The sequence below is a fragment of the Vannielia litorea genome, from assembly GCF_900142295.1.
In the GTDB taxonomy this organism is placed as follows: domain Bacteria; phylum Pseudomonadota; class Alphaproteobacteria; order Rhodobacterales; family Rhodobacteraceae; genus Vannielia; species Vannielia litorea.
Window position 1 is genome coordinate 519,964 of the sequence record NZ_FSRL01000001.1, and the last position, 22,467, is coordinate 542,430.

Annotated in this window: 22 protein-coding genes; 12 read left to right on the forward strand and 10 right to left on the reverse strand. The window is 67.7% G+C overall.

Annotated elements, in window-relative coordinates:
• Positions 1-11: 11 nt before the first annotated feature.
• The 10 genes from BUR94_RS02625 to tldD form a co-directional block, all read right to left on the reverse strand.
• Positions 12-755 (reverse strand): SDR family NAD(P)-dependent oxidoreductase, encoded by a 744-nt coding sequence (locus BUR94_RS02625; protein ID WP_074254710.1) that lies wholly within the window; start codon positions 753-755, stop codon positions 12-14.
• Complete coding sequence (locus BUR94_RS02630) at positions 752-2,044, reverse strand: FAD-binding oxidoreductase (RefSeq protein WP_074254711.1); 1,293 nt, start codon at positions 2,042-2,044, stop codon at positions 752-754. Before BUR94_RS02630 ends, BUR94_RS02625 begins: the two co-directional genes overlap by 4 nt.
• The gene (locus BUR94_RS02635) at positions 2,041-2,985 is read right to left on the reverse strand and encodes a lysylphosphatidylglycerol synthase transmembrane domain-containing protein (RefSeq protein ID WP_245794347.1); all 945 of its coding nucleotides are present in this window, start codon (positions 2,983-2,985) and stop codon (positions 2,041-2,043) included. Before BUR94_RS02635 ends, BUR94_RS02630 begins: the two co-directional genes overlap by 4 nt.
• A gap of 131 nt (positions 2,986-3,116) precedes the next feature.
• Positions 3,117-3,434, reverse strand: coding sequence for a hypothetical protein (locus BUR94_RS02640; RefSeq protein ID WP_074254713.1), 318 nt, complete (start codon positions 3,432-3,434; stop codon positions 3,117-3,119).
• Positions 3,435-3,610: 176 nt separating this feature from the next.
• On the reverse strand, positions 3,611-4,234 hold the full coding sequence (locus BUR94_RS02645) for a CoA transferase subunit B (RefSeq protein WP_074254714.1): 624 nt from the start codon (positions 4,232-4,234) through the stop codon (positions 3,611-3,613).
• Complete coding sequence (locus tag BUR94_RS02650; protein WP_074254715.1) at positions 4,234-4,938, reverse strand: CoA transferase subunit A; 705 nt, start codon at positions 4,936-4,938, stop codon at positions 4,234-4,236. Before BUR94_RS02650 ends, BUR94_RS02645 begins: the two co-directional genes overlap by 1 nt.
• Positions 4,939-5,041: 103 nt before the next feature.
• Positions 5,042-5,311 carry a hypothetical protein gene (locus BUR94_RS02655; RefSeq protein ID WP_074254716.1) on the reverse strand — a complete coding sequence of 90 codons (270 nt, stop codon included), beginning with the start codon at positions 5,309-5,311 and terminating at the stop codon, positions 5,042-5,044.
• 86 nt (positions 5,312-5,397) lie between these two features.
• Positions 5,398-7,989, reverse strand: a complete 2,592-nt coding sequence (topA, locus tag BUR94_RS02660; protein ID WP_074254717.1) for a type I DNA topoisomerase — start codon at positions 7,987-7,989, stop codon at positions 5,398-5,400.
• 129 nt (positions 7,990-8,118) lie between these two features.
• Complete coding sequence (gene dprA / locus BUR94_RS02665; protein ID WP_342745211.1) at positions 8,119-9,261, reverse strand: DNA-processing protein DprA; 1,143 nt, start codon at positions 9,259-9,261, stop codon at positions 8,119-8,121.
• Positions 9,262-9,506: 245 nt separating this feature from the next.
• On the reverse strand, positions 9,507-10,925 hold the full coding sequence (tldD, locus tag BUR94_RS02670) for a metalloprotease TldD (protein WP_074254719.1): 1,419 nt from the start codon (positions 10,923-10,925) through the stop codon (positions 9,507-9,509).
• Positions 10,926-11,087: 162 nt separating this feature from the next.
• Here tldD and coxB point away from each other — a divergent pair, with 162 nt between their 5' ends.
• The 12 genes from coxB to BUR94_RS02730 all read left to right on the forward strand — a co-directional run bounded on the left by coxB (position 11,088) and on the right by BUR94_RS02730 (position 22,362).
• On the forward strand, positions 11,088-11,951 hold the full coding sequence (gene coxB, locus BUR94_RS02675) for a cytochrome c oxidase subunit II (RefSeq protein WP_074254720.1): 864 nt from the start codon (positions 11,088-11,090) through the stop codon (positions 11,949-11,951).
• An 85-nt stretch (positions 11,952-12,036) separates the two neighbouring features.
• Positions 12,037-12,975: a heme o synthase gene (gene cyoE, locus BUR94_RS02680; protein WP_074254721.1), complete on the forward strand. Its 939-nt coding sequence runs from the start codon at positions 12,037-12,039 to the stop codon at positions 12,973-12,975.
• The gene (locus BUR94_RS02685; protein WP_074254722.1) at positions 12,972-13,166 is read left to right on the forward strand and encodes a hypothetical protein; all 195 of its coding nucleotides are present in this window, start codon (positions 12,972-12,974) and stop codon (positions 13,164-13,166) included. Before cyoE ends, BUR94_RS02685 begins: the two co-directional genes overlap by 4 nt.
• Positions 13,166-13,756, forward strand: coding sequence for a cytochrome c oxidase assembly protein (locus BUR94_RS02690; protein ID WP_074254723.1), 591 nt, complete (start codon positions 13,166-13,168; stop codon positions 13,754-13,756). The genes BUR94_RS02685 and BUR94_RS02690 overlap by 1 nt, the downstream gene beginning before the upstream one ends.
• Positions 13,757-13,788: 32 nt before the next feature.
• Entirely contained in the window at positions 13,789-14,610 is an 822-nt protein-coding gene (locus BUR94_RS02695) for a cytochrome c oxidase subunit 3 (RefSeq protein WP_074254724.1), read from the forward strand.
• An 83-nt stretch (positions 14,611-14,693) separates the two neighbouring features.
• On the forward strand, positions 14,694-15,359 hold the full coding sequence (locus tag BUR94_RS02700; RefSeq protein ID WP_074254725.1) for an SURF1 family protein: 666 nt from the start codon (positions 14,694-14,696) through the stop codon (positions 15,357-15,359).
• A gap of 10 nt (positions 15,360-15,369) precedes the next feature.
• Positions 15,370-16,758: a threonine synthase gene (thrC, locus tag BUR94_RS02705; protein ID WP_074254726.1), complete on the forward strand. Its 1,389-nt coding sequence runs from the start codon at positions 15,370-15,372 to the stop codon at positions 16,756-16,758.
• Positions 16,759-16,787: 29 nt separating this feature from the next.
• The gene (locus tag BUR94_RS02710; RefSeq protein WP_425445230.1) at positions 16,788-18,017 is read left to right on the forward strand and encodes a M16 family metallopeptidase; all 1,230 of its coding nucleotides are present in this window, start codon (positions 16,788-16,790) and stop codon (positions 18,015-18,017) included.
• Positions 18,017-18,604 carry a GNAT family N-acetyltransferase gene (locus BUR94_RS02715; RefSeq protein WP_074254728.1) on the forward strand — a complete coding sequence of 196 codons (588 nt, stop codon included), beginning with the start codon at positions 18,017-18,019 and terminating at the stop codon, positions 18,602-18,604. The genes BUR94_RS02710 and BUR94_RS02715 overlap by 1 nt, the downstream gene beginning before the upstream one ends.
• 65 nt (positions 18,605-18,669) lie before the next feature.
• On the forward strand, positions 18,670-19,494 hold the full coding sequence (locus BUR94_RS02720) for an MBL fold metallo-hydrolase (RefSeq protein ID WP_074254729.1): 825 nt from the start codon (positions 18,670-18,672) through the stop codon (positions 19,492-19,494).
• Between the two features lie 30 nt (positions 19,495-19,524).
• The gene (locus BUR94_RS02725; protein ID WP_074254730.1) at positions 19,525-20,943 is read left to right on the forward strand and encodes an FAD-binding oxidoreductase; all 1,419 of its coding nucleotides are present in this window, start codon (positions 19,525-19,527) and stop codon (positions 20,941-20,943) included.
• A gap of 189 nt (positions 20,944-21,132) precedes the next feature.
• Positions 21,133-22,362 carry an Hsp70 family protein gene (locus tag BUR94_RS02730; RefSeq protein ID WP_074254731.1) on the forward strand — a complete coding sequence of 410 codons (1,230 nt, stop codon included), beginning with the start codon at positions 21,133-21,135 and terminating at the stop codon, positions 22,360-22,362.
• Positions 22,363-22,467: the final 105 nt, after the last annotated feature.

A 22,467-nucleotide genomic window follows, 5' to 3' on the forward strand; every position in this document is an offset into this window, starting at 1 on the left:
GGGCTGCGGGGTCAGACCGAGAGCTTCTTGAAGATTGGCTCGGGAACGCTGCGGATGATGGCCATGATGTAGCGCCAGAAGAACGGCGTGTAGAGCACGTTGCGGCCCTTGCGCCCGGCCTTCAGCATGTGGGCAGCGACCTGCTCGGGGGAGGCGACAAGAAACATGCCCTCGACATCCCATGTCATGGCCGTGTCCACGAAGCCGGGCTTGACCGTCATCACATGCACGCCGGAGCGGCCGAGACGGTTGCGCAGGCCTGAGAGGTAGGTTGCAAAGCCTGCCTTGGCGGCGCCGTAGACGTAGTTGCCGATCCGGCCCCGGTCCCCGGCGACCGAGCCCACGCCGATGACGAGGCCCTTGCCGCGGGATTCGAGCCGGGGCGCGAGCATCTGCAGAAAGCGGGCGGGGCCGGTGAAGCTGTCGGTCACCGTGCCGTCGATCAGGGAAGGGTCGGCGTCGATGCTCTGTTGCGGGGGCATGGAGCCCACGAAGACCGCGCAGTTGATCGGGCCGTCACCGGCGAGGGCTTCGGCCTCGGCCAGGAGGGGGGCGAAGGTTTGCGCGTCGCGGGCGTCGAACCGGGCGGCCTTTGCGTTGGTTGCACCGCGCAGGGCAAGGTCGGTGGCCTGCGCCTCCAGATCGGGCATGTCGCGGCCGGCGAGCAGAAAGTTGGCGCCTTCAACGGCAAGATGGCGGGCCATGGCGCGGGCCATCGAGGAGGTGGCGCCGAGGAGTATCCAGGTTTCGGTCATTTGGTGCTCCTGAGGCTCAGACGGCGGGTGAGATCGGTCTCGTAGCGGTGCTCGGGGTCCGCGGCGTTGACGGCGGCGGCCCAGTCGGAGAGCTCGGGGTACATGCCGGGGATGTCCTCGGCCCGCGCCACGGAGTCCTTGGCGAAATAGATGCGCCCGCCGGCGGCCTTGGTCTCGGCGATGAGCTCCTGGATCAGCCCGCGGGTGCCGGTGCGATTGCGGAAATCGACCGCCAGCGTGTAACCCTCCATCGGAAAGCTGAGATGCCCAGCGCGGCCCGCACCCATGCGTTTGAGCACCGCGAGCGGCGAGGCGAGGCCGGAACTGGCGATCGCTTCGAGCATCGAGCGCAGGGTGCCGCGCGCGGTCACGGGCACGACGCATTGGAACTGGTGAAAACCCTGGCTTCCGTAGAGCCTGTTCCAGTCGTGGATCCGGTCGAGCGGGAAGAAGAAATCGTCGATCGGCTTGACCAGGGTGCGCCCGGCGGCCGGGACGCGGCTGTAGTAGAGCTTGTTGAAGAGCCGCACGACCGGCGCGGCCAGTGCCCAGCCGGGGGCGTTGAACGGCACCCTGCGGCCGCGTTTGGCGGACGGCACGAGGCCTGCGCCGGTTTCACCCTCTTCGAGGATGCCGCGCCCGAGGGACTCTCCCGTGGCGGTGGCGTCGATCCAGCCGACGGTATAGGTGGCCTCGCTCTCGTCGAGCAGATCGAGGAAGCTCTCGAGGTTTTCGGCGCGGCGCTCGGTGACCATCATCACGTCGACCTTGGCGCGGAGCAGCCTGAGCCGGGCGGAGCCGATCGGGCCGGTCTGGCCGAGGCCGCCGACGGTGGCGGCAAAGAGCGGGTCCTGCGGGGTGAGCACCTTGCCGGTCGCAAGGGTGATCTCCGTCACATGCTGGCCGAAGCTGCCTGCGCCATGGTGGTTCTTGCCATGCACGTCCATGGCGATGCAGCCGCCGACGGTGGCAAAGCCGGTGCCGGGCATGACGGCGGGCAGGAAGCCCCGGGGAGCGAGGATGCGGGCCAGGTCGGAGATGGTGGCGCCGGCCTCGACATGGATCACCGCTTCGGCCGCGTCGAAATCCAGGATCTTGTCGAGCCGCGCCATGATGACGGCGCGCCCCTCGCTCACCAGCGCGGCGTCGCCATAGGAGCGGGCGTTGCCGATGGCGGGGCCTTCGGTGGCGAGCGCGGCAAGCGCGGCGCTGCGTTCGGGGCGGGCGAGTTCACCCGTGGCAGAGAGCACGCGGCCCCAGCCTGTCCATGTGGTTTTCTTCCAGCTCATGACATTGCCTTGAGAGAGGCCCGCTCGGCGAGGGGAAAGACCAGAAGGCCGATGCCGATGGCGAACCAGAGGGTTGTGACGCGGATGACGGCGGTGGCGGGCACCGAGACCTCCAGCGGGATGCCGTGGAGCTTGAGCAGCGCGATCATCGCCGCCTCGGCTCCGCCCACGCCGCCCGGCGCGCCGGTGAGGCCGCCCGCGAGGGTGGAGAAGACGAAGATTGCCACGGCGGAGAAGAAGCCGATATCGGCACCCATCCACATCAGCAGCAGGTGGAAGGCGTAGCCCTCGGCCACCCAGCCGGCGAGCCCGAGAGTGAGCGATCCGGCGATGACGGGCAGGGTGGAGAACTGCCGGAGCGAACGTGCGGCGCTGCGGATGCGGGCAAAGAGCCGCGGCAGCCAGCCTGTGGCGCGGTAGCAGAGGGTCACGAGCAGGGTGAGCAGAGCGGGGCGGGTGACCACCACGGAGGCCACCAGCGCCAGCACGGCGACCGAGACCGCGCCCTTGATGCCCATGGCGGAGAGCGAGAGCGCGACGGCGAGGATCAGGCCCATGGCGGCGAGGTCGGAGGCCCGGTCGACCAGCACCAGCGGCGCGGAGCGGGTGAAGGGCCAGCCGGCCTCGCGGCTGATCCAGCGCATCCGCACCAGCTCGCCCACGCGGCCGGGTGTGGCGGTCATGGCGAAACCGCCCAGGAAGTGGCGCATGTTGGCGACGGGGGTGAGCGGCAGGCCGAGACGTCGGGCGAAGAGATGCCAGCGCACCCCGCGGAAGAGGTAGTTGACGAGGGAGAGGGCAAAGAGCGCAGACAGTTGCAGCGCCGAGAGCTGCAAGACCTGTTGCCAGCTCTCCTTCCACCCGCCCGCAAGTGCCAGCCCGAGGAAGCCGAGGGCGAAGAGGCCGAGGAGCAGAAGCACGAAATAGAGCTCACGTCCCACGCGGGGCGTGCGTGCACCGGATCTGGCGCTGGGTTGTCTGCTGCTCGTAGCCATTGTCATTGATCGCCCGGTTAGCAACAGAATGGGGCGATAATGTGAAGTTGTTTCTAAGATTTCAACAAGAGCCGGTGTCAGCCGATGCCCCAGCGGGCGAGGTCGAGCTCGTTCTGGCCAAGTGCCGCCAGGCTGACCTGAAGGCGGGCCTTGGCATCCTCGAAAGCGGGCGTGTCATGCAGGCGCGCGGCCTCTTCAGCCTCGGCCAGCTGGGCCTTGGCGGCGCAAAGCGTTTCCCGCATTTCCGGAAAGCGGGCGTTCTGCGGGAAGCGGTCACAGAGGCTCTCCGTGATCTCGACCAGCCGGGCATGCAACGGCGCGAGCGTGCCGAAGCAGGGCGTGCTGGCGGCGGCCTGGAAGAGATCGAGCGTTTCGGTGGTGCCTTTTGCGTGCATGGGAAAAATATGGATGGTCCGCGCGGGCAGTTGAAGAGGGCTCGCGTGCAAGTGCCGCAACGTGAGACATGGGAACAACAGGTGCCGCTGGCAAAAAACCAGGACGGCCGCCTCGCCTTGGTAGGGCGGGGCGGCCGCAGGAGCTGCCGGGCGTGGCGCGAGCGCGCCCGGAAAGATCAGACGAGGGTGGCCTCGGTGGCGGCACGGAGCTCTTCTTCGGTGACGCCATCGGCCAGTTCCACCAGCTTCAACCCGCCTTCGACCACGTCGAGCACGCCGAGGTTGGTGATGATCCGGTCGACCACGCCGGTGCCGGTGAGCGGCAGGGTGCATTGCTTCAGCACCTTGCTCTCGCCGTGCTTGTTGGTGTGGTCCATCACCACGATCACGCGGCCGACGCCGGCCACGAGATCCATCGCGCCGCCCATGCCCTTCACGAGCTTGCCGGGGATCATCCAGTTGGCCAGGTCGCCGTTCTCGGCCACTTCCATCGCGCCCAGGATCGCTGCCGCGATCTTGCCGCCGCGGATCATGCCGAAGCTGGTGGCGCTGTCGAAGTAGCTGGTGCGCTTCAGCTCGGTGATGGTTTGCTTGCCGGCGTTGATGAGGTCGGGGTCTTCCTCGCCCTCGAAGGGGAAGGGGCCCATGCCGAGCATGCCGTTCTCGGATTGCAGGGTGATGTCCTTGTCGCCCACGTAGTTGGCCACCAGCGTCGGGATGCCGATGCCGAGGTTCACGTACCAGCCGTCTTCAAGCTCTTGGGCCGCGCGGGCGGCCATCTGGTTGCGGTCCCAGGGCATTATGCGTCCTCCTTCTTGCGCGTGGTGCGCTGTTCGATCCGCTTTTCGTGCTCGCCCTGGATGATGCGATGCACGTAGATGCCGGGCAGGTGGATGTGATCGGGGTCGAGCGAGCCGGTCGGCACGATCTCTTCGACCTCCAGCACGCAGGTCTTGCCGCACATCGCGGCGGGCGGGTTGAAGTTGCGGGCGGTCTTGCGGAACACGCAGTTGCCGGTCTCGTCGGCCTTCCAGGCCTTGACGATGGAGAGATCGGCGAAGATGCCCTCTTCGAGAATGTAATCCTTGCCGCCCCAGCTCTTCACTTCCTTGCCCTCGGCAATCACGGTGCCCACGCCAGTGGCGGTGTAGAAGCCGGGAATGCCGCAGCCGCCGGCGCGCATGCGCTCGGCCAGGGTGCCCTGCGGGTTGAACTCCAGCTCCAGCTCGCCCGAAAGATACTGGCGCATGAACTCGGCGTTCTCGCCGACGTAGGAGCTGAGCATCTTCTTGATCTGCTTGGTGTCGAGCAGCTTGCCGAGGCCAAAGCCATCCACGCCGCAATTGTTGGACGCGATCGTGAGATCCTTGGTGCCGCTCTCGACGATGGCGTCGATCAGAAGCTCGGGGATGCCGCAGAGGCCAAAACCGCCCGCCGCGATGAACATGCCGTCGAACAGGAGGCCGTCGAGGGCCTCCGCCGCGGAGCCATAGACCTTTTTCATGAGAACTCCTCTTCCTGGACTTCGTGACGTTGTCACGCGGCGCGGGAGAGGAGTCAATGAAATGCCGCAGTGCGGCAGGACGCGGGGGGCCTGCGCGGGTCGATCAGCCCTGCTGCCGGGGTTCGGCCGTCTTCTGCTGCTTGCGCGCGCCGCGCCGTTCGAGGCGTTCGAGCAGCCAGGCGACGGTGAGACCGGCCAGACCCCAGACGAAGACCGCGCCCAGCGTGTACCCCAGGATCTGGGGCGCTGTCATCGCGGCGCCGGCCTCCACGCTGTCGGTATAGGCTCCGGCGGCCCGGACCAGGCCGTAGAGCACCCCGCAGAGGGGAATCACCACCATGGAGTTCATGCTGTCGTAAATTCTGCGGAGCATCCGGCGCCTCTCTGTCTGTCCGAGACTTGGTTAATCAGAGTTTCGGGCGGGAGAGGCGCGAGATTGCGGTAATCCCGTGGCGCGGCCTACTTTTTCGCTGCCGTCTTCTTTGCCGGGGCCTTCTTGGCGGTGGACTTGGCGGCAGCCTTCTTGGCCGGGCGTTTCTTGCCCTTGGAGGCGGCTTTCTCGGCGATCAGCTCGACCGCGGCCTCCATGGTGAACTGCTCGGGATCGGTGCCCTTGGGCAGGGTGGCGTTGATCTTGTCCCACTTCACGTAGGGCCCGTACTTGCCCTCCATGATCGACACCACGCCGCCCGCCTCCGGGTGATCGCCCAGCTCGCGCAGGGTTTTGGCCGCACCGCGCCCGCCGCGGGAGGCGACCTTCTCGGCCAGAAGCTGGACGGCGCGGTTCATCCCGACCTCCCAGACGTCCTCGATGCTCTCGAGATTGGCGTTCGTACCGCCCCGGTCCGAGGTGCTCTCGGCGTGCTTCAGGTAGGGACCATAGCGCCCGATGTTGGCCCAGACGTTCACGCCATCCTCGGGGTGGGGGCCGATCAGCCGCGGAAGCTGCAGCAGGCGAACGGCCTGCCCGAGTTCCACCTCCTCGGGTTTCCACTCCTTGGGCACCGACTGGCGCGGGGGTTTCTTGTTGTCTTCGGTCAGCTCGCCGCGCTGAACGTAGGGGCCGAAGCGGCCCTTCATGACCCAGATCTTGTCACCCCCGTCCTCGCCCAGAAGTTTGCCTTCGGGCGGGATCGCGGAGGCCTCGGCCTCGGCATCGGGCGGCCCGAAGGGGCGCGTGTAGCGACATTCGGGGTAGTTCGAGCAGCCGATGAAGGCGCCGCCCGAGCGCGCGGTGCGCATCGACAGCCGTCCGGCACCGCAGTTGGGGCAGAGCCGCGGATCGCCGCCCTCGGGCAGCGGCGGAAACAGGTGCGGCTCCAGCACCTCGTTGATCTTGTCGAGCACCTCGGTGATGCGCAGCTCGGAGGTCTCTTCGATCGCGGCCTTGAAGTCGCGCCAGAAGGAGGCCAGCACGCTGGTCCACCGGGCATCGCCCGCCGAGATCTCGTCGAGTTCCTCTTCCAGCTTGGCGGTGAACTCGTAGCCGACGTAGCGGCGGAAATAGTTGGTGAGGAACACCGTCACCAGGCGGCCCTTGTCCTCGGGGATGAGGCGGCCCTTGTCCTTGGTCACGTATTCCCGGTCCTGGATCGTGGTGACGATCGAGGCGTAGGTGGAGGGCCGGCCGATGCCCAGCTCCTCCATCCGCTTCACCAGTGTGGCCTCGGTGTAGCGCGGCGGCGGCTGGGTGAAGTGCTGCTCGGGCGTCACGCTCTCCTTGCCGGCGGTCTCGCCCTCGGCGACCTGGGGCAGGCGGCGGTCGTCGTCATCGGCCACCTCGTCGTCGCGGCCCTCCTCGTAGACCTTGAGGAAGCCGTCGAAGAGCACCACCTGGCCGGTTGCGCGCAGCTCGACCTGGCCATCGCGGGAGCCGACCGTCACCGTGGTGCGCTCGAACTTCGCGCTCGCCATCTGCGAGGCCAGGGTGCGCTTCCAGATCAGGTCGTAGAGCTTGCGCTGGTCGGGCTCGAGGCGAAGGCTCTCGGCGTCGGCGCTCATGTCGGTGGGCCGGATGCACTCGTGGGCTTCCTGAGCGTTCTTGGCCTTGTTCTTGTAGATCCGCGGCTCGCCCGGAACGTACTCGGCGCCGAAGCGGGCGCCGATGGCGTCGCGCGCGGCGGTCACCGCCTCGGGGGCCATGTCGATGCCGTCGGTCCGCATGTAGGTGATGTGACCGGCCTCATAGAGCCGCTGGGCGGTAGACATGCAGGCCCGCGCGCCCATGCCGAACTTGCGGCTGGCCTCCTGCTGGAGCGTGGAGGTCATGAAGGGGGGCGAGGGGTTGCGGGTGTTGGGCTTGGCTTCGACCGACTGCACCGTCAGGTCGCGGCTCCGGATCGCCTGCACCGCCAGCTCGGCGGCGGTCTCGTTCTCGATGTCGTAGCGGTCGAGCTTCTTGCCGCCCAGAACGGTGAGGCGGGCCTCGTAGCTCTGGCCGCGGGGCGTGGAAAGCAGGGCCTTGACCGACCAGTACTCGCGGGCACGGAAAGCCTCGATTTCCATCTCGCGCTCGACGATGAGCCGCAGGCAGACCGATTGCACCCGCCCCGCGGAGCGCGCACCGGGCAGCTTGCGCCAGAGCACCGGGGAAAGGTTGAAACCCACGAGATAATCGAGCGCGCGACGGGCGAGATAGGCCTCGACCAGCTCCATGTCGATCTCGCGCGGCTCGGCCATGGCCTTGGTCACCGCGTCCTTGGTGATCGCGTTGAAGGTGACGCGGGAAACCGGCGTGTCCTTCTTGATCGACTTGCGGGCGGTCAGCGCCTCCTTGAGGTGCCAGCTGATCGCCTCGCCCTCGCGGTCGGGGTCGGTTGCGAGGATGAGCGCGTTGTCGTCCTTCAGCGCGTTGGCGATGGCGGCGACGTGCTTCTTGCTGTCGGAGGCCACCTCCCATTTCATCGCGAAATCCTGCTCGGGATCGACAGAGCCATCCTTGGGCGGCAGGTCGCGGACATGGCCGTAGGAGGCGAGAACGGTGTAGTCGGGCCCCAGATATTTGTTGATTGTCTTGGCCTTGGCAGGGGACTCGACAACGACAACTGGCATGGGGCGCCTTTCGGGGCTGGGGGGTGACTCGGATTGGCGCGCAACATGTGGGGGGGGATCGCGCCTTGTCAATGGAACCTTGAGAGGGCGGCGTGGGGCCTCGCGCGGGCGCGCGTTGGCCCTTGCCCATCAAGCAGTCTTGACGATGAGGCCGCCGGGCTGGCGGGCAATCCGGCCTTCGAGTTCGAGCGAGGTAAGGTTTTCCGCAAGGTGGCGGGCGGGAAGCGACAGATCCCGCGCCAGCTGGTCTTCGGCCACGGGCGCCGGGCCGATGAGCCCGAGGATGCGGGCATGTAGCGCGCGGGTCTCCTCCTGCGGGCGTTCGGGGGCGCGGGGCAGGTCGGCCGGGGCGACAGGCGCCGCCCGGACAGCGGGGGCGATCTCGGCGGGGGCGGGGCCGAGCGCCTCGATCACGTCTTCGGCGCTGCGGATCAGCGTGGCGCCATCCCGGATGAGCAGGTTGCAGCCCGAGGCGCGGGCATCGAACGGGTGGCCGGGCACCGCCATGACCTCGCGGCCCTGGTCGAGTGCGCCGCGCGCGGTGATCAGGCTGCCCGAGCGCGCACCCGCCTCGACCACGATGACGGCGCGGGCGAGGCCCGAGATGATGCGGTTGCGCTTGGGAAAATGGCGGGCTTGCGGCTGAAGGCCCGGCGGCTCCTCCGACAGGATCAGACCGCCCTCGGCGATCCGGGCCATCAGCGCGGCATTTTCCTGCGGGTAGGTCACATCGACCCCGCCGGCGACCACGGCGATGGTGCCGCCGTCGAGCGCGGACTTGTGCGCTTCGGCGTCGATCCCGCGGGCGAGGCCAGAGGCGATGACGTGACCGGCCGCCGAGAGCTCGCCCGAGAGGCGGGCGGCCATGCGGCGGCCCAGCGAAGAGGCATTGCGGGCGCCGACGAGGGCGAGGGTGGGGCGGTTGGCGAGGGTCAGGTCGCCGCGCGCCCAGAGCAGGGGCGGGGCATCGGAGATGGCGCGCAGGACGGCAGGGTAGTGGCGTTCGCCAAAGGCGAGAAGGCGGGCCCCGCACCGCTTGCCGGCGGCGAGTTCACGGGCCGCCAGATCACGGGGGAAGGGCTGGTAATCGGCCACCCCGGCCTCGGCCGCGACACGGGGGAGGGCCGCGAGGGCGGCTTCGGCGCAGCCGTATTCATGCATGAGGCGGTAGAAGGTACTCGGCCCCACCCGACGTGAGCGCAAGAGACGAAGCCACGTCAGCTTATCTTCTTCCGAGGTGGGTGGTGCGAGGGGGGGTGGGGAAGAAAACAAATCCACGCCAACGTCGCTCCGTCTGCTTGCAGGACCGTTTTTAGAGCGCACTGGTTAACCGGCCCTTAACGCAGCGGAAGAAATCGGGCGGGAATGAGGATTTTTTTGCGAAGTCGCTGACAAATCCTGATTATCGAAAGAATTTCAGAGGCTTACCTGCCGAGCAAAACGGAAGCAGCCCTCGGAGATGGACAGACCGGAGCCTTCGCCCCGGCCTATCGCGTCGGAGGATTGATCGCGCGGCCTCAGCCGCCCGACCCGCCCACCGTCAGCCCGCCGATCCGCAGGGTGGGCAGGCCGACCCCCACCGGCACCCATTGCCCGGCCTTGCCGCAGGTGCCGATGCCGGGGTCCAGCGCCATGTCGTTGCCGATGGCGGCGATATTTTTCAGCGATGTCGCGCCGTCGCCGATGAGGGTCGCGCCCTTCACCGGCGCGCCCACTTGGCCGTTTTTCACCCGGTAGGCCTCGGTGCAGGAAAACACGAACTTGCCGGAGGTGATGTCGACCTGGCCGCCGCCGAAGCCCACGGCATAGAGCCCGTCCTCGAGCCCGGCGAGAATCGACTCAGGCGCCTCGGACCCTCCGAGCATGTAGGTGTTGGTCATCCGCGGCATCGGCGGGTGGGCATGGCTCTGCCGCCGGCCGTTGCCGGTGGCGGAAACGCCCATCAGGCGGGCGTTCTGCCTGTCCTGCATGTAGCCCACCAGCACACCGTCCTCGATCAGAGTGGTCTTGCTGCTGGGCGTGCCCTCGTCATCCACCGAGATCGAGCCGCGCCGGTCGGGGAGGGTACCATCATCCACCACGGTCACGCCCCTGGCCGCGACCTGCTGGCCCATGAGGCCGGCGAAGGCGGAGCTGCCCTTGCGGTTGAAGTCGCCCTCCAGCCCGTGGCCCACGGCCTCGTGCAGCAGGATGCCGGGCCAGCCGGGGCCGAGGACCACGTCCATCGTGCCGGCCGGGGCGGGCTCTGCCGAAAGATTGACCAGTGCGATTCGCAGCGCCTCGCGGGCGGCGGGCTGCCACATCCGGGGCGAGATCAGGCCTGTGAGGTCCACCCGGCCGCCGCCGCCATGGCTGCCGCTCTCGCGGCGGCCGTTCTCCTCGACGATGAGCGACACATAAAGGCGGGTCATCGGGCGAGTGTCGGCGACCTGGGTGCCATCGGGGCGGAGGATCACCACCTCCTGCAAACCGGCCGAAAGCGAGGCCGAAACCTGCACCACGCGGGGGTCGAGCGCGCGGGTGAAGGCATCTATCTCCGCCAGGGTCTCTATCTTGACCGGAAACGCCACGCCCTCGATCGGGTCGGCATCGCCGTAGAGCTTGCGGTTGGTGGGCTGGGGGCCGGGGGCCATGGTGCCGCCACCGTCGCCCACGGCGAGGCGGGCCGTCTCGGCGGCGCGCAGCAGTGCCTTTTCGGAAAGCTCGGTGGAATGGGCATAACCGGAGGTCTCGCCCTTCACCGCGCGCAGGCCGAATCCCTCGCTGGCATCGAAGCTCGCGGTCTTCACCCGGCCGTCCTCGAACACCAGGCTCTCGGAGGCGCGGCGCTCGAGAAACAGCTCGCCATCCTCGGCGCCATCGGTCGCCTGCCGGAGCGCCCGGAGGGCTGCGGCTTCGTCGAGGCTTGTTTCAAAGGGGCGAAAGCTTTGGGGCATCGGGTTTCCTCTGGTCATTTTCACGGCCTACGCGCCACATTGCCGCGCTGGAACCGCTTGAGCGATGTCACGTAATATGGTTTGAGACGCGCGAAGGAACAACGGGCGGCCCCGCGAACGCCGCCCCGCAGACGCGCTTCAGACAAGCGAAGGGACGTGCCGATGAAGATTTTCAAGCTCCTTGCCGCCGTGAATGCCGCCCTGGTGGCGCTGTTCGCTGGCTTTGCCGCCTACGCCCAGGACGGGATCGAGGGGCTCGAGTCCATCGGAAAGCCGCATCCCAAGGGGATCGACTGGCAGCCCGCCGTCACCGAGCTGGCGCGTGACATTCACTGGCTGGAAGGCATGGTGAACGTGATCATCATCGCCATCTCGCTGTTCGTGGTGGCGCTGCTTGCGATCATCATCCTGCGGTTCAACCAGAAATCCAACCCGAAGCCCGCCAGCTTCACCCACAACACGCCGCTGGAGATCGCCTGGACTCTCGGCCCGATCGTGATCCTCGTCTTCATCGGCGCGTTCTCGCTGCCGGTGCTCTTCAAGCAGCAGGAAATCCCGCAGCCCGAGCTGACCATCAAGGCGACCGGCTACCAGTGGTACTGGGGCTACGAATATCCCGAGGAGGGCATCGCCTTCGACAGCCTGATGCTGGCGAAGGACGAGCTGGCCGACTACGGCTATGCCGAGGACGAGTACCTGCTGGCCACCGACAATGCCGTGGTGATCCCGGTGGATACCGTCGTGGTGGTGCGCGTGACCGGGGCCGACGTGATCCACTCCTGGACCATCCCCGCCTTCGGCGTGAAGCAGGATGCCGTGCCGGGCCGGACCGCCGAGCTGTGGTTCAAGGCCGAGCGCGAAGGCGTCTATTTTGGCCAGTGCTCCGAGCTCTGCGGCAAGGACCACGCCTACATGCCGATCACCGTCAAGGTGGTGAGCCAGGAGGCCTATGCCGCCTGGCTGGAGCGCGCCACCGAGGAATTCGCCGGGGTGGCCCCCGCGGTGAAGGTGGCTTCGGCCGACTGATCGACGCCGGGGCGGCCCCTGCGCCGCCCGGCCCATTGCTACTGCGCGGGCATTGCGAACCGGACCCGCTAGGGAGGCAGACGACTTGAGCGACGTGAACGCATATGAGCGGGCGGAAGAGCCGGGCTTCGGGGACTACGTGGCCCTGCTGAAGCCGCGGGTGATGTCGCTCGTGGTGTTCACCGCCATGGTGGGCCTGCTGGTGGCGCCGGTTCCTGTGCACCCGTTCATCGCCTTCACCTCCATCCTCTTCATCGCCATCGGGGCAGGGGCCTCGGGCGCGCTGAACATGTGGTGGGACGCCGATATCGACGCCGTGATGAGCCGGACGCAGAAGCGCCCGATCCCCGCGGGAAAGGTGCAGCCGGGCGAGGCGCTCGGCCTCGGAGTGGCGCTCTCGGGCCTGAGCGTGATGATGCTGGCGCTCGCCGCCAACCTCGCCGCTGCCGCTCTGCTGGCTTTCACCATCTTCTTCTACGCCGTCATCTACACCATGATCCTCAAGCGCTGGACGCCGCAGAACATCGTGATCGGCGGCGCGGCGGGGGCCTTTCCGCCGATGGTGGGCTGGGTTGCGGCCACGGGTTCCGTCAGCCTCGAGGCGCTGCTGATGTTCGGCCTGATCTTCTTCTGGACGCCGCCGCATTTCTGGGCGCTCTGCCTGTTCATGAAGTCGGACTACGCCGATGCCAAGGTGCCGATGCTGACGGTGACCCACGGCCATGACGCCACGCGCCGCCAGATCTTCGTCTACACCCTCGTGCTGGCCGCCTCGGCGCTGGCGCTGGGCTTCACCTCGATTGCCGGTCCGGCCTATATCGCCACCGCCGTGGTCATGAACGCCCTCTTCGCCAGGGGCGCATGGATGATCCTGCGCCGCTCGACCGAGACCGCTCAGGCCGATGGCTACAAGGTGGAAAAGAGCTTTTTCAAGCTGTCGCTGATCTACCTCGCGCTCCACTTCGGCGCGTTGCTGGCGGATGCCGCCCTGCGCGCTCTGGGGCTGATCGGGGGTGCGGCATGATCCGCGCCGAGCACGAGCTGCACCAGCGCCGGCTAGGCCGGAACGTGGGCGTTGCCGTTTCCCTTGTGGCACTCGTCGTCATCGTGCTGGGCCTGACCTTCGTGAAGGTGACCCGCGGCGGGGCCGCGGCGATGGAAGGCTTCGACCATGCCGTGCGCCCGGCGATGACCACCTCGGAAGGGGGCAACTGATGGCCACTCCGGATCAGAAGAACGCCCGCGTCGCGCTCTATGCTGCCGGGGTCGTCGTGTTCATGGGTGCGATGGCCTGGGCCGCTGTGCCCTTCTACAACTGGTTCTGCAAGGTCACCGGCTACGGCGGCACGCCCTCGGTGGCCGAGGCCGGCTCCGACGTGGTGCTCGACCGCGAGATCACCGTGCGCTTCGATGCCAACCTGGAGCGCGACATGCCCTGGGTCTTCACGCCGATGCAGCAGAAGATGACCCTGAAGATCGGCGAGACGGGCCTGGCCTTCTACGAAGCCTACAACCCGACCGACCGCCCCGTTGCGGGGCAGGCCACCTACAACGTGGCCCCCTATTCGGCGGGGGGCTACTTCGACAAGATCGACTGCTTCTGCTTCACCGAGCAGGTGCTGCAGCCCGGCGAGCGGGTGCAGATGCCGGTGAGCTTCTACGTCGACCCTGAGATCGTGAACGACCGCGATGCGAAGTTCACAAACTCGATCACGCTCAGCTATACCTTCTACGAGATCGACCTGCCGGAAGAGCAGGCAGCGCTTTCGCCCGACGCGCCCGACACGGCGCCGAAGGCCAACTGAACCGAAGAAAGAGACCGTCCGAGGAACCAAAGATGGCCCACGAAAAGAACCACGACTACCATATCCTGCACCCCTCGATCTGGCCCTTCATCGGCGCTATTTCGGCCTTTGTCATGCTCTTCGGCGCGGTCCAGTGGATGTCTCCGCAGGTGGAGACCAACCAGCCCTGGATGTTCCTGCTGGGCTTCATCGGCGTGCTCTACGTCATGTTCGCCTGGTGGTCGGACGTGGTGGAAGAAAGCAAGGTCGGCGACCATACGCCGGTGGTGCGGATCGGCCTGCGCTACGGCTTCATCCTCTTCATCATGTCGGAGGTGATGTTCTTCGCGGCCTGGTTCTGGAGCTTCTTCAAGCACGCCATGTACCCGATGAACCCCGAGATCGACCTGGCCCCCGCCGTGGACGGCATCTGGCCGCCCGCAGGGATCGAGACCTTCGACCCCTGGCACCTGCCGCTGATCAACACGCTGATCCTGCTCTGCTCGGGCATGGCCGCGACCTGGGCGCACCATGCGCTGGTGCATGAGAACAACCGCAAGGCCATGGCCGAGGGGCTGATCCTCGCCGTGGTGCTGGGCCTGATCTTCACCGTGCTCCAGGCCTACGAGTACAGCCACGCAGCCTTCGGCTTTGCGGGCAACATCTATGGTGCCAACTTCTTCATGGCGACGGGCTTCCATGGCGCGCATGTGATCATCGGCACGATCTTCCTGTTCATCTGCTACCTGCGCCTGCGCGCCGGGCACTTCAGCCAGGACAAGCACATCGGCTTCGAGGCTGCCGCCTGGTACTGGCACTTCGTCGACGTGGTGTGGCTCTTCCTCTTCGCCGCGGTCTACATCTGGGGCGGCTGAGCGAATGGTGGGCAGATCGCCCACCCTGCGGAATACGGAACGCGGGCTGGAAACGGCCCGCGTTCGGCTTTGAAGGACACCTCATGCGCTATCTCTTCCCGGCACTCCTCGGCTTCTGCGGCATCGCCGTGCTGGTCAGCCTCGGCACGTGGCAGCTGCGGCGACTGGAGTGGAAGAATGCGATGCTGGCCGAGATCGACGCCCGCATCACCGCCACCCCTGTGGCCGTGCCCGCAACGCCAGACCCTGACGTGGACCGCTTTCTACCCGTGCAGGCGGAGGGCACCTTGGGCGTGGCCGACCTGACGGTACTGGCCTCCATCAAGCAGGTCGGCGCGGTGCACCGGGTCGTGACCACGCTGACCCTGAAAGATGGCCGCCGCCTCCTGGTGGACGCGGGCTATCGCCGGGTGGGCGAGCCTGTGGCGGCGCGGAAGGAGCAGATCGTGTCGGTGACCGGCAACCTGCATTGGCCAGACGAGACCGACAGCTTCACCCCGGCGCCCGACGGCAGCCTTTGGTTTGCCCGCGATGTGCCCGCGATGGCCGCGGCCCTGGGCACCGAGCCCGTGCTCATCGTTGCCCGCGAGATCGCCCCCAACCCTACGGGCCTCGCCACGCTGCCGGTGAGCAGCGAGGGCATCCCCAACGACCACCTCGAATATGCGCTCACCTGGTTCGGGCTGGCGCTGGTGTGGCTGGGGATGACACTCTTCCTGATGTGGCGTATCAAGCGCCGCACCGCCTGAAGGACACCCGATGCGCTATATCTCCACGAGGGGCCAGGCCCCGGTTCTGAGCTTTGAAGACGCCATGCTGAGCGGGCTGGCCCGTGACGGCGGGCTCTATCTGCCCGAGACCGTGCCGACCCTCAGCGAAGCCGAGATCGCAGCGCTGGCGGGGGTGAGCTACGAGGAGGCGGTGGCGCGGATCATCGCGCCCTTCGTGGGCGATGCGCTTGGCACGCCTGAGGAGGTGGAGGCGCTGATCGGGCGGGCCTATGCGGGCTTCGGCCATCCGGCGCGGGCGCCGCTGAAGCAGCTGGCGGACAACCACTTTCTGCTCGAGCTGTTCCACGGGCCGACGCTGGCCTTCAAGGACTTTGCCATGCAGCTCATCGGGCAGATGTTCCAGACCGTGCTCAAGCGGAACGGCCGCAAGATCACCATCGTCGGGGCCACCAGCGGAGACACCGGCTCGGCGGCGATCGAGGCCTTTGCCGGGCTCGACAACGTGGATGTGTTCATCCTTTTCCCGCATGGCCGGGTGAGCGAGGTGCAGCGGCGGCAGATGACCACGCCCGAGGCGGCCAACGTGCATGCGCTGGCGGTCGATGGCGATTTCGACGATTGCCAGGACATGCTGAAAGAGATGTTCAACGACTTCACCTTCCGGGACGAGGTCGGCCTTGCAGGGGTGAATTCGATCAACTTTGCCCGGGTGCTGGCGCAGATCGTCTACTACTTCACTTCCGGGGTGGCCCTGGGCGCACCGCACCGGAAGGTGAGCTACTGTGTGCCCACGGGCAATTTTGGCGATATCTTCGCGGGCTTCCTGGCCAAGCAGATGGGTCTCCCGGTGGACAAGCTCATCATCGCCACCAACCAGAACGACATCCTGCACCGCTGCCTGACGACCGGCGACTATGCCAAGGCCGGGGTGAAGCCCTCGATCTCGCCGTCGATGGATATCGAGGTGAGCTCGAACTTCGAGCGCGCGCTGTGGTTTGCCTACGGCGGCGACGGGGCCGCGGTTTCGGCGCTGATGGAGGAGCTGAAGGCCGGCAGGTTCCGGGTGAGCGAGAACGCCATGGGCGCGCTGACCGAGCACTACCTCTCGGGCCGGGTCGGCGAGGCGGAGACGAAGGCTGAAATTGAACGCATGTTCAAGGAAACCGGCGAGGTGATTTGCCCGCATACGGCGGTGGGCACGCGGGTGGCGCGGGACCACCAGGGCGCGACCCCGGTGATCACGCTGGCCACGGCGCATCCGGCCAAGTTTCCGGCCGCCGTGGAGGAGGCCTGCGGCGTACATGCCGCCCTTCCCAAGCGGATGGGCGACCTATATGACAGGTCCGAACGGGTGACGCGGGTCGACAACGACCTTGCCGCCATCGAGACTCTCATCAGGGAAAGGCGGTCTGCGTGAGCGTTCAATTCGACAGGCTTCACAATGGAATGCGCGTTGTCACCGAGGCGATGCCGGGGTTGGCGAGCGCGTCGGTGGGGCTGTGGATCAACACCGGCGGACGGCACGAGCGGATTGACCAGAACGGGATCGCGCATTTTCTGGAGCACATGGCCTTCAAGGGCACCGCGCGGCGCTCGGCCTTGCAGATCGCCGAGGAAATCGAGGACGTGGGCGGCTACATCAACGCCTACACCGGGCGCGAGATGACCGCCTATTACGCCCGTGTGCTGGCCGCCGACGTGCCGCTGGCGCTGGATGTGATCGCCGACATCGTGCTGGAGCCGGCCTTCGACCTGGGCGAGATCGAGGTGGAGCGGGGCGTGATCCTGCAGGAGATCGGGCAGGCACTCGACACGCCCGACGACATCATCTTCGACTGGCTCCAGGAGGCCGCCTATCCGGGGCAGGCGATGGGGCGGACGATCCTGGGCGAGCCCGAGGGCATCAAGCGCTTTGGCCGGGGCGATCTGGCGGGCTTCGTGGCCGAGCACTACGGGCCCGAGCACCTCGTGCTGGCCGCCGCCGGCGCGGTGGACCATGACGAAATTCTCCGGCTGGCCGAGCGCGCCTTCGGCCACCTCACCCCGCGCCCGCGCCGGGTGGAGGAGCCTGCGCGCTTCGTGGGCGGTGAGTTTCGCGAGATCCGGCCGCTGGAGCAGGTGCATTTTGCCATGGGGCTGGAGAGCCCCAACTACCGTGACCCCGATATCTACACCGCGCAGATCTATGCCAGCGCGATGGGCGGCGGCATGTCGTCCCGCCTGTTCCAGGAACTCCGCGAGAAGCGGGGCCTGTGCTACTCGATCTACGCCCAGGCCGGGGCCTATGGCGACACCGGGCTGATGACGATCTACGCGGGCACCAGCGGCGATGACATTGCCGGGCTGTCCGACGTGGTCATCGACGAGCTGCGCCGCGCGGGGGACGACCTGACCCACGCCGAGCTGGAGCGCGCCCGCAACCAGATGAAGGCGGGCCTGCTGATGGGGCTCGAGAGCGCCTCGAGCCGGGCCGAGCGCATCGCCCGGATGGTGACGATCTGGGACCGTGTCCCGACCCAGGAGGAAACGGTGGAGAAGATCGACGCCGTCACCCTCGCCGACCTGCGCCGCTTTGCCACCGGCCTCGCCGCCGACGCGCCCGCGGCGCTGGCGCTCTACGGGCCGGCAGAGCGCGCCCCCGGCCTGAGCGGCCTGAAGGAGCGGCTGGCGGCCTGATGCTGCTAGGGCGGCGGAAAGTCCGGATCGACACGCCGCGGATGCTGCTGCGCCCGCCCGCCCATGGCGATTTTCGCGGCTGGTGCGACCTGCGCCGGGAGAGCCGCGAGTTTCTCACCCCGTGGGAGCCCACTTGGGCCAGCGATCATCTTTCCCGAAAAAGCTTTACAAACCGTGTCTACTGGGCGCAGCGCGCGATTGCCGGGGGATCGGCGGTGCCGCTGTTTCTGTTTGCGCGCGACGGCGAGACCCTGCTGGGCGCGATCACGCTCGACAACATTCGCCGGGGGCCGGCGCAGTCGGGCACGCTGGGCTACTGGATCGGCGAGCCGCACAAGAGGCGCGGCTTCATGAAGGAAGCCATTGAAGCGGTTGTGCATTATGGCTTCACCGCGCTCGATCTGAGCCGGCTGGAGGCGGCCTGCCTGCCCGAGAACCTGGCCTCGCGCGGGGCGCTGGAGAGATGCGGCTTCAAATACGAAGGCGTGGCGCAGAGCTACCTTCAGATAAACGGGCGGTGGCGCAATCATGTGCTTTACGCCAATTTGCGCCGCGACCGGCGCGGCCGGACGGAAGCGGGCGCGTAAACTTTTCGTGGGGTGGCTGCGGGGCCGCGATTTGCGGGTAACGTGAGCGGCAGGAGGCGCCGCCCATGTTCAGACCACTCGTTGCCCTTGTTGCCCTTGCCGGACCGGCCCTGGCCCAGGATGCGGAGCGGCGCGCGTCGCATTGCATCGCGCTGGTCGAGAATGTGCCGGGGCTGGAGTATGTGCAGAAAGCCGCCTGGACCGACCCGGTCGGGCAGGATGCGGTGCGGATCACCTATGTCGATCATTCGGTCTACGTGGTGCAGACGCAGGCGGGGCTGGCGGTGGCGACCGACTACAACGGTTATCTCGGGCCGGAGGACTTTGTGCCCGACGTGGCGACGATGAACCATGCCCACGGCTCGCATTGGACCCCGAACCCCGACCCGCGAATCCCTCATGTCTTGCAGGGCTGGGGCGATGGCGAGGGGCCGGCGGCGCATCACCTCGACCTGGGCGAGATGCTCGTCCGCAACGTGCCGACCGATATCCGCTCGGGCTATGGCGGGGTGGAGGAGGATGGCAACTCGATCTTCGTCTTCGAGGTGGCGGGGCTCTGCATCGGGCACCTGGGCCACCTGCACCACGAGCCCAACGCCGAGCAATATGCGGCGCTGGGGCGGCTCGACATCGTGATGGCCCCGGTGGATGGCGGGATGACCGTGGATATTGCCACGATGCAGCGCATTATCAGCAGGTTGCGCTCCTCAGTCGTGCTGCCGATGCACTGGTTCTCGGGTTATTCCCTGGAGCAGTTCCTCGAAGGGATGGCCGGGGAGTTCGTGATCGAGCGGCGGCGGGAGAGTTCGTTAACCATGACGCTCCGCGACCTGCCGTCGCGGCCGACCATCGTGGTGCTGCAACCCTTGGTGCTTTCGGCCCGCGATTGAATTTTGCGCGGGGCCGTGCGTAATGGCCCCATGTTGAACGACGCGACCCCCGAGATTGTTAACCGTTTTCGCGGAAACCTGCCCGAGGGCGTGGTGCGCGAGGTGGCCCAGAGATACCTCGAAGAACCGAGAGACAGGTTAACCGGCCGCGCCGGGGCGGTTCTTGCGCCCGCGACGGTGGAGGAGGTCTCGGCGGTGCTGCGACTGGCCTCGGAGGCGCGGGTGGGCGTGGTGCCCTATGGCGGCGGCACCGGGCTGGTGGGCGGGCAGCTCGCGCCCGAGGGACCGGTGCCGCTGGTCCTGAGCCTGGAGCGGATGAAGGCGGTTCGGGGCATCTGGCCGGACGAGGGCGTGATGACCGTGGAGGCGGGCGCGATCCTGGCCGATGTGCAGCGGGTTGCGGAGGAGCATGACCGGCTCTTTCCGCTGTCGCTGGCCAGCGAGGGCTCGGCGCGGATCGGCGGGCTTCTGGGCACCAATGCGGGCGGGGTGAACGTGCTGCGCTACGGCAATGCGCGGGAGCTGTGCCTCGGCGTGGAGGCGGTGCTGGCCGATGGCCGCGTGATGCGCGGGCTGAAACGGTTGCGCAAGGACAACACCGGCTATGACCTGCGCAACCTGCTGATCGGCTCGGAGGGCACGCTGGGCGTGGTCACCGCCGCGAGCCTGCGGCTGTTTCCACGCCCCGAGAGCCGGGCGGCGGCGGTGCTGGTGGTGGAGAGCCCGGAGGCGGCGTTGCGCCTGCTGGGTCAGGCGCAAGCCGTTGCGGGGCCTGCGCTTTCGGCCTTCGAGCTGATCGCGGGGCAGGGACCGCGGTTTCTGGCCGAGCACATGCCCCAGGTGAGGCTGCCCTTTGCCGAGATCCCCGAGTGGTGCGTGCTGATCGAGCTGGGCTGTAGCGCCGGGCAGGATGCCGATGCGCTGATGGAGGCGCTCTTCGCGGAGGCCTACGAGGCCGGGCTGGTGCGCGATGGCGTGGTGGCCGCGAGCGAGGCGCAGCGGGCGGAGTTGTGGGCGATGCGGGAGAGCCTGCCGGAGGGCAACCGGAAGGTCGGCTCGATCCTGTCGAACGACATCTCGCTGCCCTTGAGCGCGGTGCCCGAGTTCATCGCGCGGGCCGGGGAGGCGATTGGAAAGGCGGGGGATTTCAGGATCAACTGCTTTGGCCACATGGGCGACGGGAACCTGCATTACAACGTGTTTCCGGTCGCGGGAAAGGCGCGGGGCGACTACCCGGCCGACACCTCTGACCGCCTGAAAGAGCTTGTGAATCAACTGCTTGCGGAGCTGGAGGGCTCGTTCAGTGCGGAGCATGGGCTGGGGCGGGCCAAGGTGGAGGACCTGGTGCGCTGGGGCGACCCGGTGCGGATCGAGATGATGCGGGCGATCAAGAAAACCCTTGATCCATTGGGGATTCTGAACCCCGGTGCGATATTCAGAATTGAATAGGTCAAGGCGACGGGCAGCGTTAACCGCAAATATGTCACAGTCACAACCCATGCACATCCGATGCACAACCCATACATATTCAAAAATGAATAGCGCGAGGGGTTAAGGCACCGGGCGCGGGGGGTTGACACCCGGCCCGGCTCGGGGTGGAGGGAGGCGCTCATTCCACGGCACCCTCGGAGCGCGATCATGGACCGGCTGGCTATCGACTTTGGCACCTCGAACTCGGCGGCGGCGGTCTTTGCCGGCGGCGCGGTGCGCCGGTTGCCGATCGAGGCGGGGGCCGAGACCTTGCCGACGGCGGTGTTCTTCCCTGAGGGGGGCGGCGCGATGCGGATCGGCGCGGCGGCGGGCGCGGCGCTGATCGGCGGCGAGGAGGGCCGCTACATGCGCGCTCTCAAGAGCGTGCTGGGGCTGCCGCTGTTTCACGAGAAGCGGCTGATCGAGGGCAGGCGGCGCACCCTCGCGGAGGTTGTCACGGCCTTCCTGGTGCAGCTGCGGGAGCGGTCGGAGGGCTTTACCGGGATGCGCTTTGCCCGGGCGCTCTCGGGGCGGCCGGTGCATTTTCATGGCGACGCGGAGAAGGACGCGCAGGCGGAGGCGGACCTGCGGGGCTGCTACCTTGCGGCGGGGTTCGAGGAGGTGACGTTTCTGCCCGAGCCGGAGGCGGCGGCGGTGGCCTGCCAGGGGATGGGCCGGAGCGAGGGGATGGGGCTGATCGTGGACATCGGCGGCGGCACCAGCGACTTCACGCTGTTCCGCAGCGGGGCGGAGGTGGAGATCCTGGCCAGCCACGGCCTGCGGCTGGGCGGCACCGACTTTGACCGGGTGGTGAGCCTGGCGGAGGTGATGCCGCTCCTGGGGCTGGGCGGGGAGCTGCGGCGCGAATTCGGGCCGGGGCTGCTGCCGGTGCCGGCGGCGATCTTCGTGGACCTGGCGACCTGGCAGAAGATCCCGTTTCTCTACGCGCCGGATGTGCGCCGGGAGGTGGCGGGGATGGTGAAGCTGGCGGTAGAGCCTGCGCGGCTGGGGCGGCTGGCGCGGGTTCTGGAGGACGAGCTGGGCCATGCGCTGGCCTTCGCGGTGGAGAAGGGCAAGATCGCCGCGAATGACGCGGGCCTGGGCCGGATCGGGATGGGGATGGTGGAGCCGGGGCTGGCGGCGGAGCTGACGGCGGCGCGGATGGACGCGGTGCTGGGCGAGGCGCGGGCGGCCCTGGGCGCGGCGGCGCGGGAGCTGCTGGCGCGGGCGGGCGTGGCGCCGGAGGCGGTGGGCCGGGTGATCCTCGTCGGCGGGTCGAGCCTGATGGGCTTCGTGGAGGCGGAGATGCGGACGGTCTGCGGGGGCGCGGAGGTGCTGCGCTCGGAGGCTTTCACGGCGGTGGTGGACGGGTTGGCGATGGCGGCGGCCGCGCGGTAGGGGCGGGGGCGCGCGCGAGGCATCGGCGGGTGTCGCCGGGAGAGAGGACGCCTCGAAGGGCGGATGAGCCGTGTCGGAGGCTGCTCTTCGGGGCCTTCGGCCACT

Bases quoted from the DNA above. Each gene is read 5' to 3' on its own strand.
- BUR94_RS02725 (WP_074254730.1), top strand. From the start codon at position 19,525: ATGTTGAACGACGCGACCCCCGAGATTGTTAACCGTTTTCGCGGAAAC.
- BUR94_RS02695 (WP_074254724.1), top strand. From the start codon at position 13,789: ATGGCCCACGAAAAGAACCACGACTACCATATCCTGCACCCCTCGATC.
- BUR94_RS02650 (WP_074254715.1), bottom strand. From the start codon at position 4,938: ATGAAAAAGGTCTATGGCTCCGCGGCGGAGGCCCTCGACGGCCTCCTG.
- BUR94_RS02645 (WP_074254714.1), bottom strand. From the start codon at position 4,234: ATGCCCTGGGACCGCAACCAGATGGCCGCCCGCGCGGCCCAAGAGCTT.
- BUR94_RS02640 (WP_074254713.1), bottom strand. From the start codon at position 3,434: ATGCACGCAAAAGGCACCACCGAAACGCTCGATCTCTTCCAGGCCGCC.
- BUR94_RS02630 (WP_074254711.1), bottom strand. From the start codon at position 2,044: ATGAGCTGGAAGAAAACCACATGGACAGGCTGGGGCCGCGTGCTCTCT.
- BUR94_RS02730 (WP_074254731.1), top strand. From the start codon at position 21,133: ATGGACCGGCTGGCTATCGACTTTGGCACCTCGAACTCGGCGGCGGCG.
- tldD (WP_074254719.1), bottom strand. From the start codon at position 10,925: ATGCCCCAAAGCTTTCGCCCCTTTGAAACAAGCCTCGACGAAGCCGCA.
- BUR94_RS02690 (WP_074254723.1), top strand. From the start codon at position 13,166: ATGGCCACTCCGGATCAGAAGAACGCCCGCGTCGCGCTCTATGCTGCC.
- BUR94_RS02715 (WP_074254728.1), top strand. From the start codon at position 18,017: ATGCTGCTAGGGCGGCGGAAAGTCCGGATCGACACGCCGCGGATGCTG.
- BUR94_RS02710 (WP_425445230.1), top strand. From the start codon at position 16,788: ATGCGCGTTGTCACCGAGGCGATGCCGGGGTTGGCGAGCGCGTCGGTG.
- thrC (WP_074254726.1), top strand. From the start codon at position 15,370: ATGCGCTATATCTCCACGAGGGGCCAGGCCCCGGTTCTGAGCTTTGAA.
- BUR94_RS02625 (WP_074254710.1), bottom strand. From the start codon at position 755: ATGACCGAAACCTGGATACTCCTCGGCGCCACCTCCTCGATGGCCCGC.
- BUR94_RS02720 (WP_074254729.1), top strand. From the start codon at position 18,670: ATGTTCAGACCACTCGTTGCCCTTGTTGCCCTTGCCGGACCGGCCCTG.
- topA (WP_074254717.1), bottom strand. From the start codon at position 7,989: ATGCCAGTTGTCGTTGTCGAGTCCCCTGCCAAGGCCAAGACAATCAAC.
- BUR94_RS02655 (WP_074254716.1), bottom strand. From the start codon at position 5,311: ATGCTCCGCAGAATTTACGACAGCATGAACTCCATGGTGGTGATTCCC.
- BUR94_RS02700 (WP_074254725.1), top strand. From the start codon at position 14,694: ATGCGCTATCTCTTCCCGGCACTCCTCGGCTTCTGCGGCATCGCCGTG.
- BUR94_RS02685 (WP_074254722.1), top strand. From the start codon at position 12,972: ATGATCCGCGCCGAGCACGAGCTGCACCAGCGCCGGCTAGGCCGGAAC.
- coxB (WP_074254720.1), top strand. From the start codon at position 11,088: ATGAAGATTTTCAAGCTCCTTGCCGCCGTGAATGCCGCCCTGGTGGCG.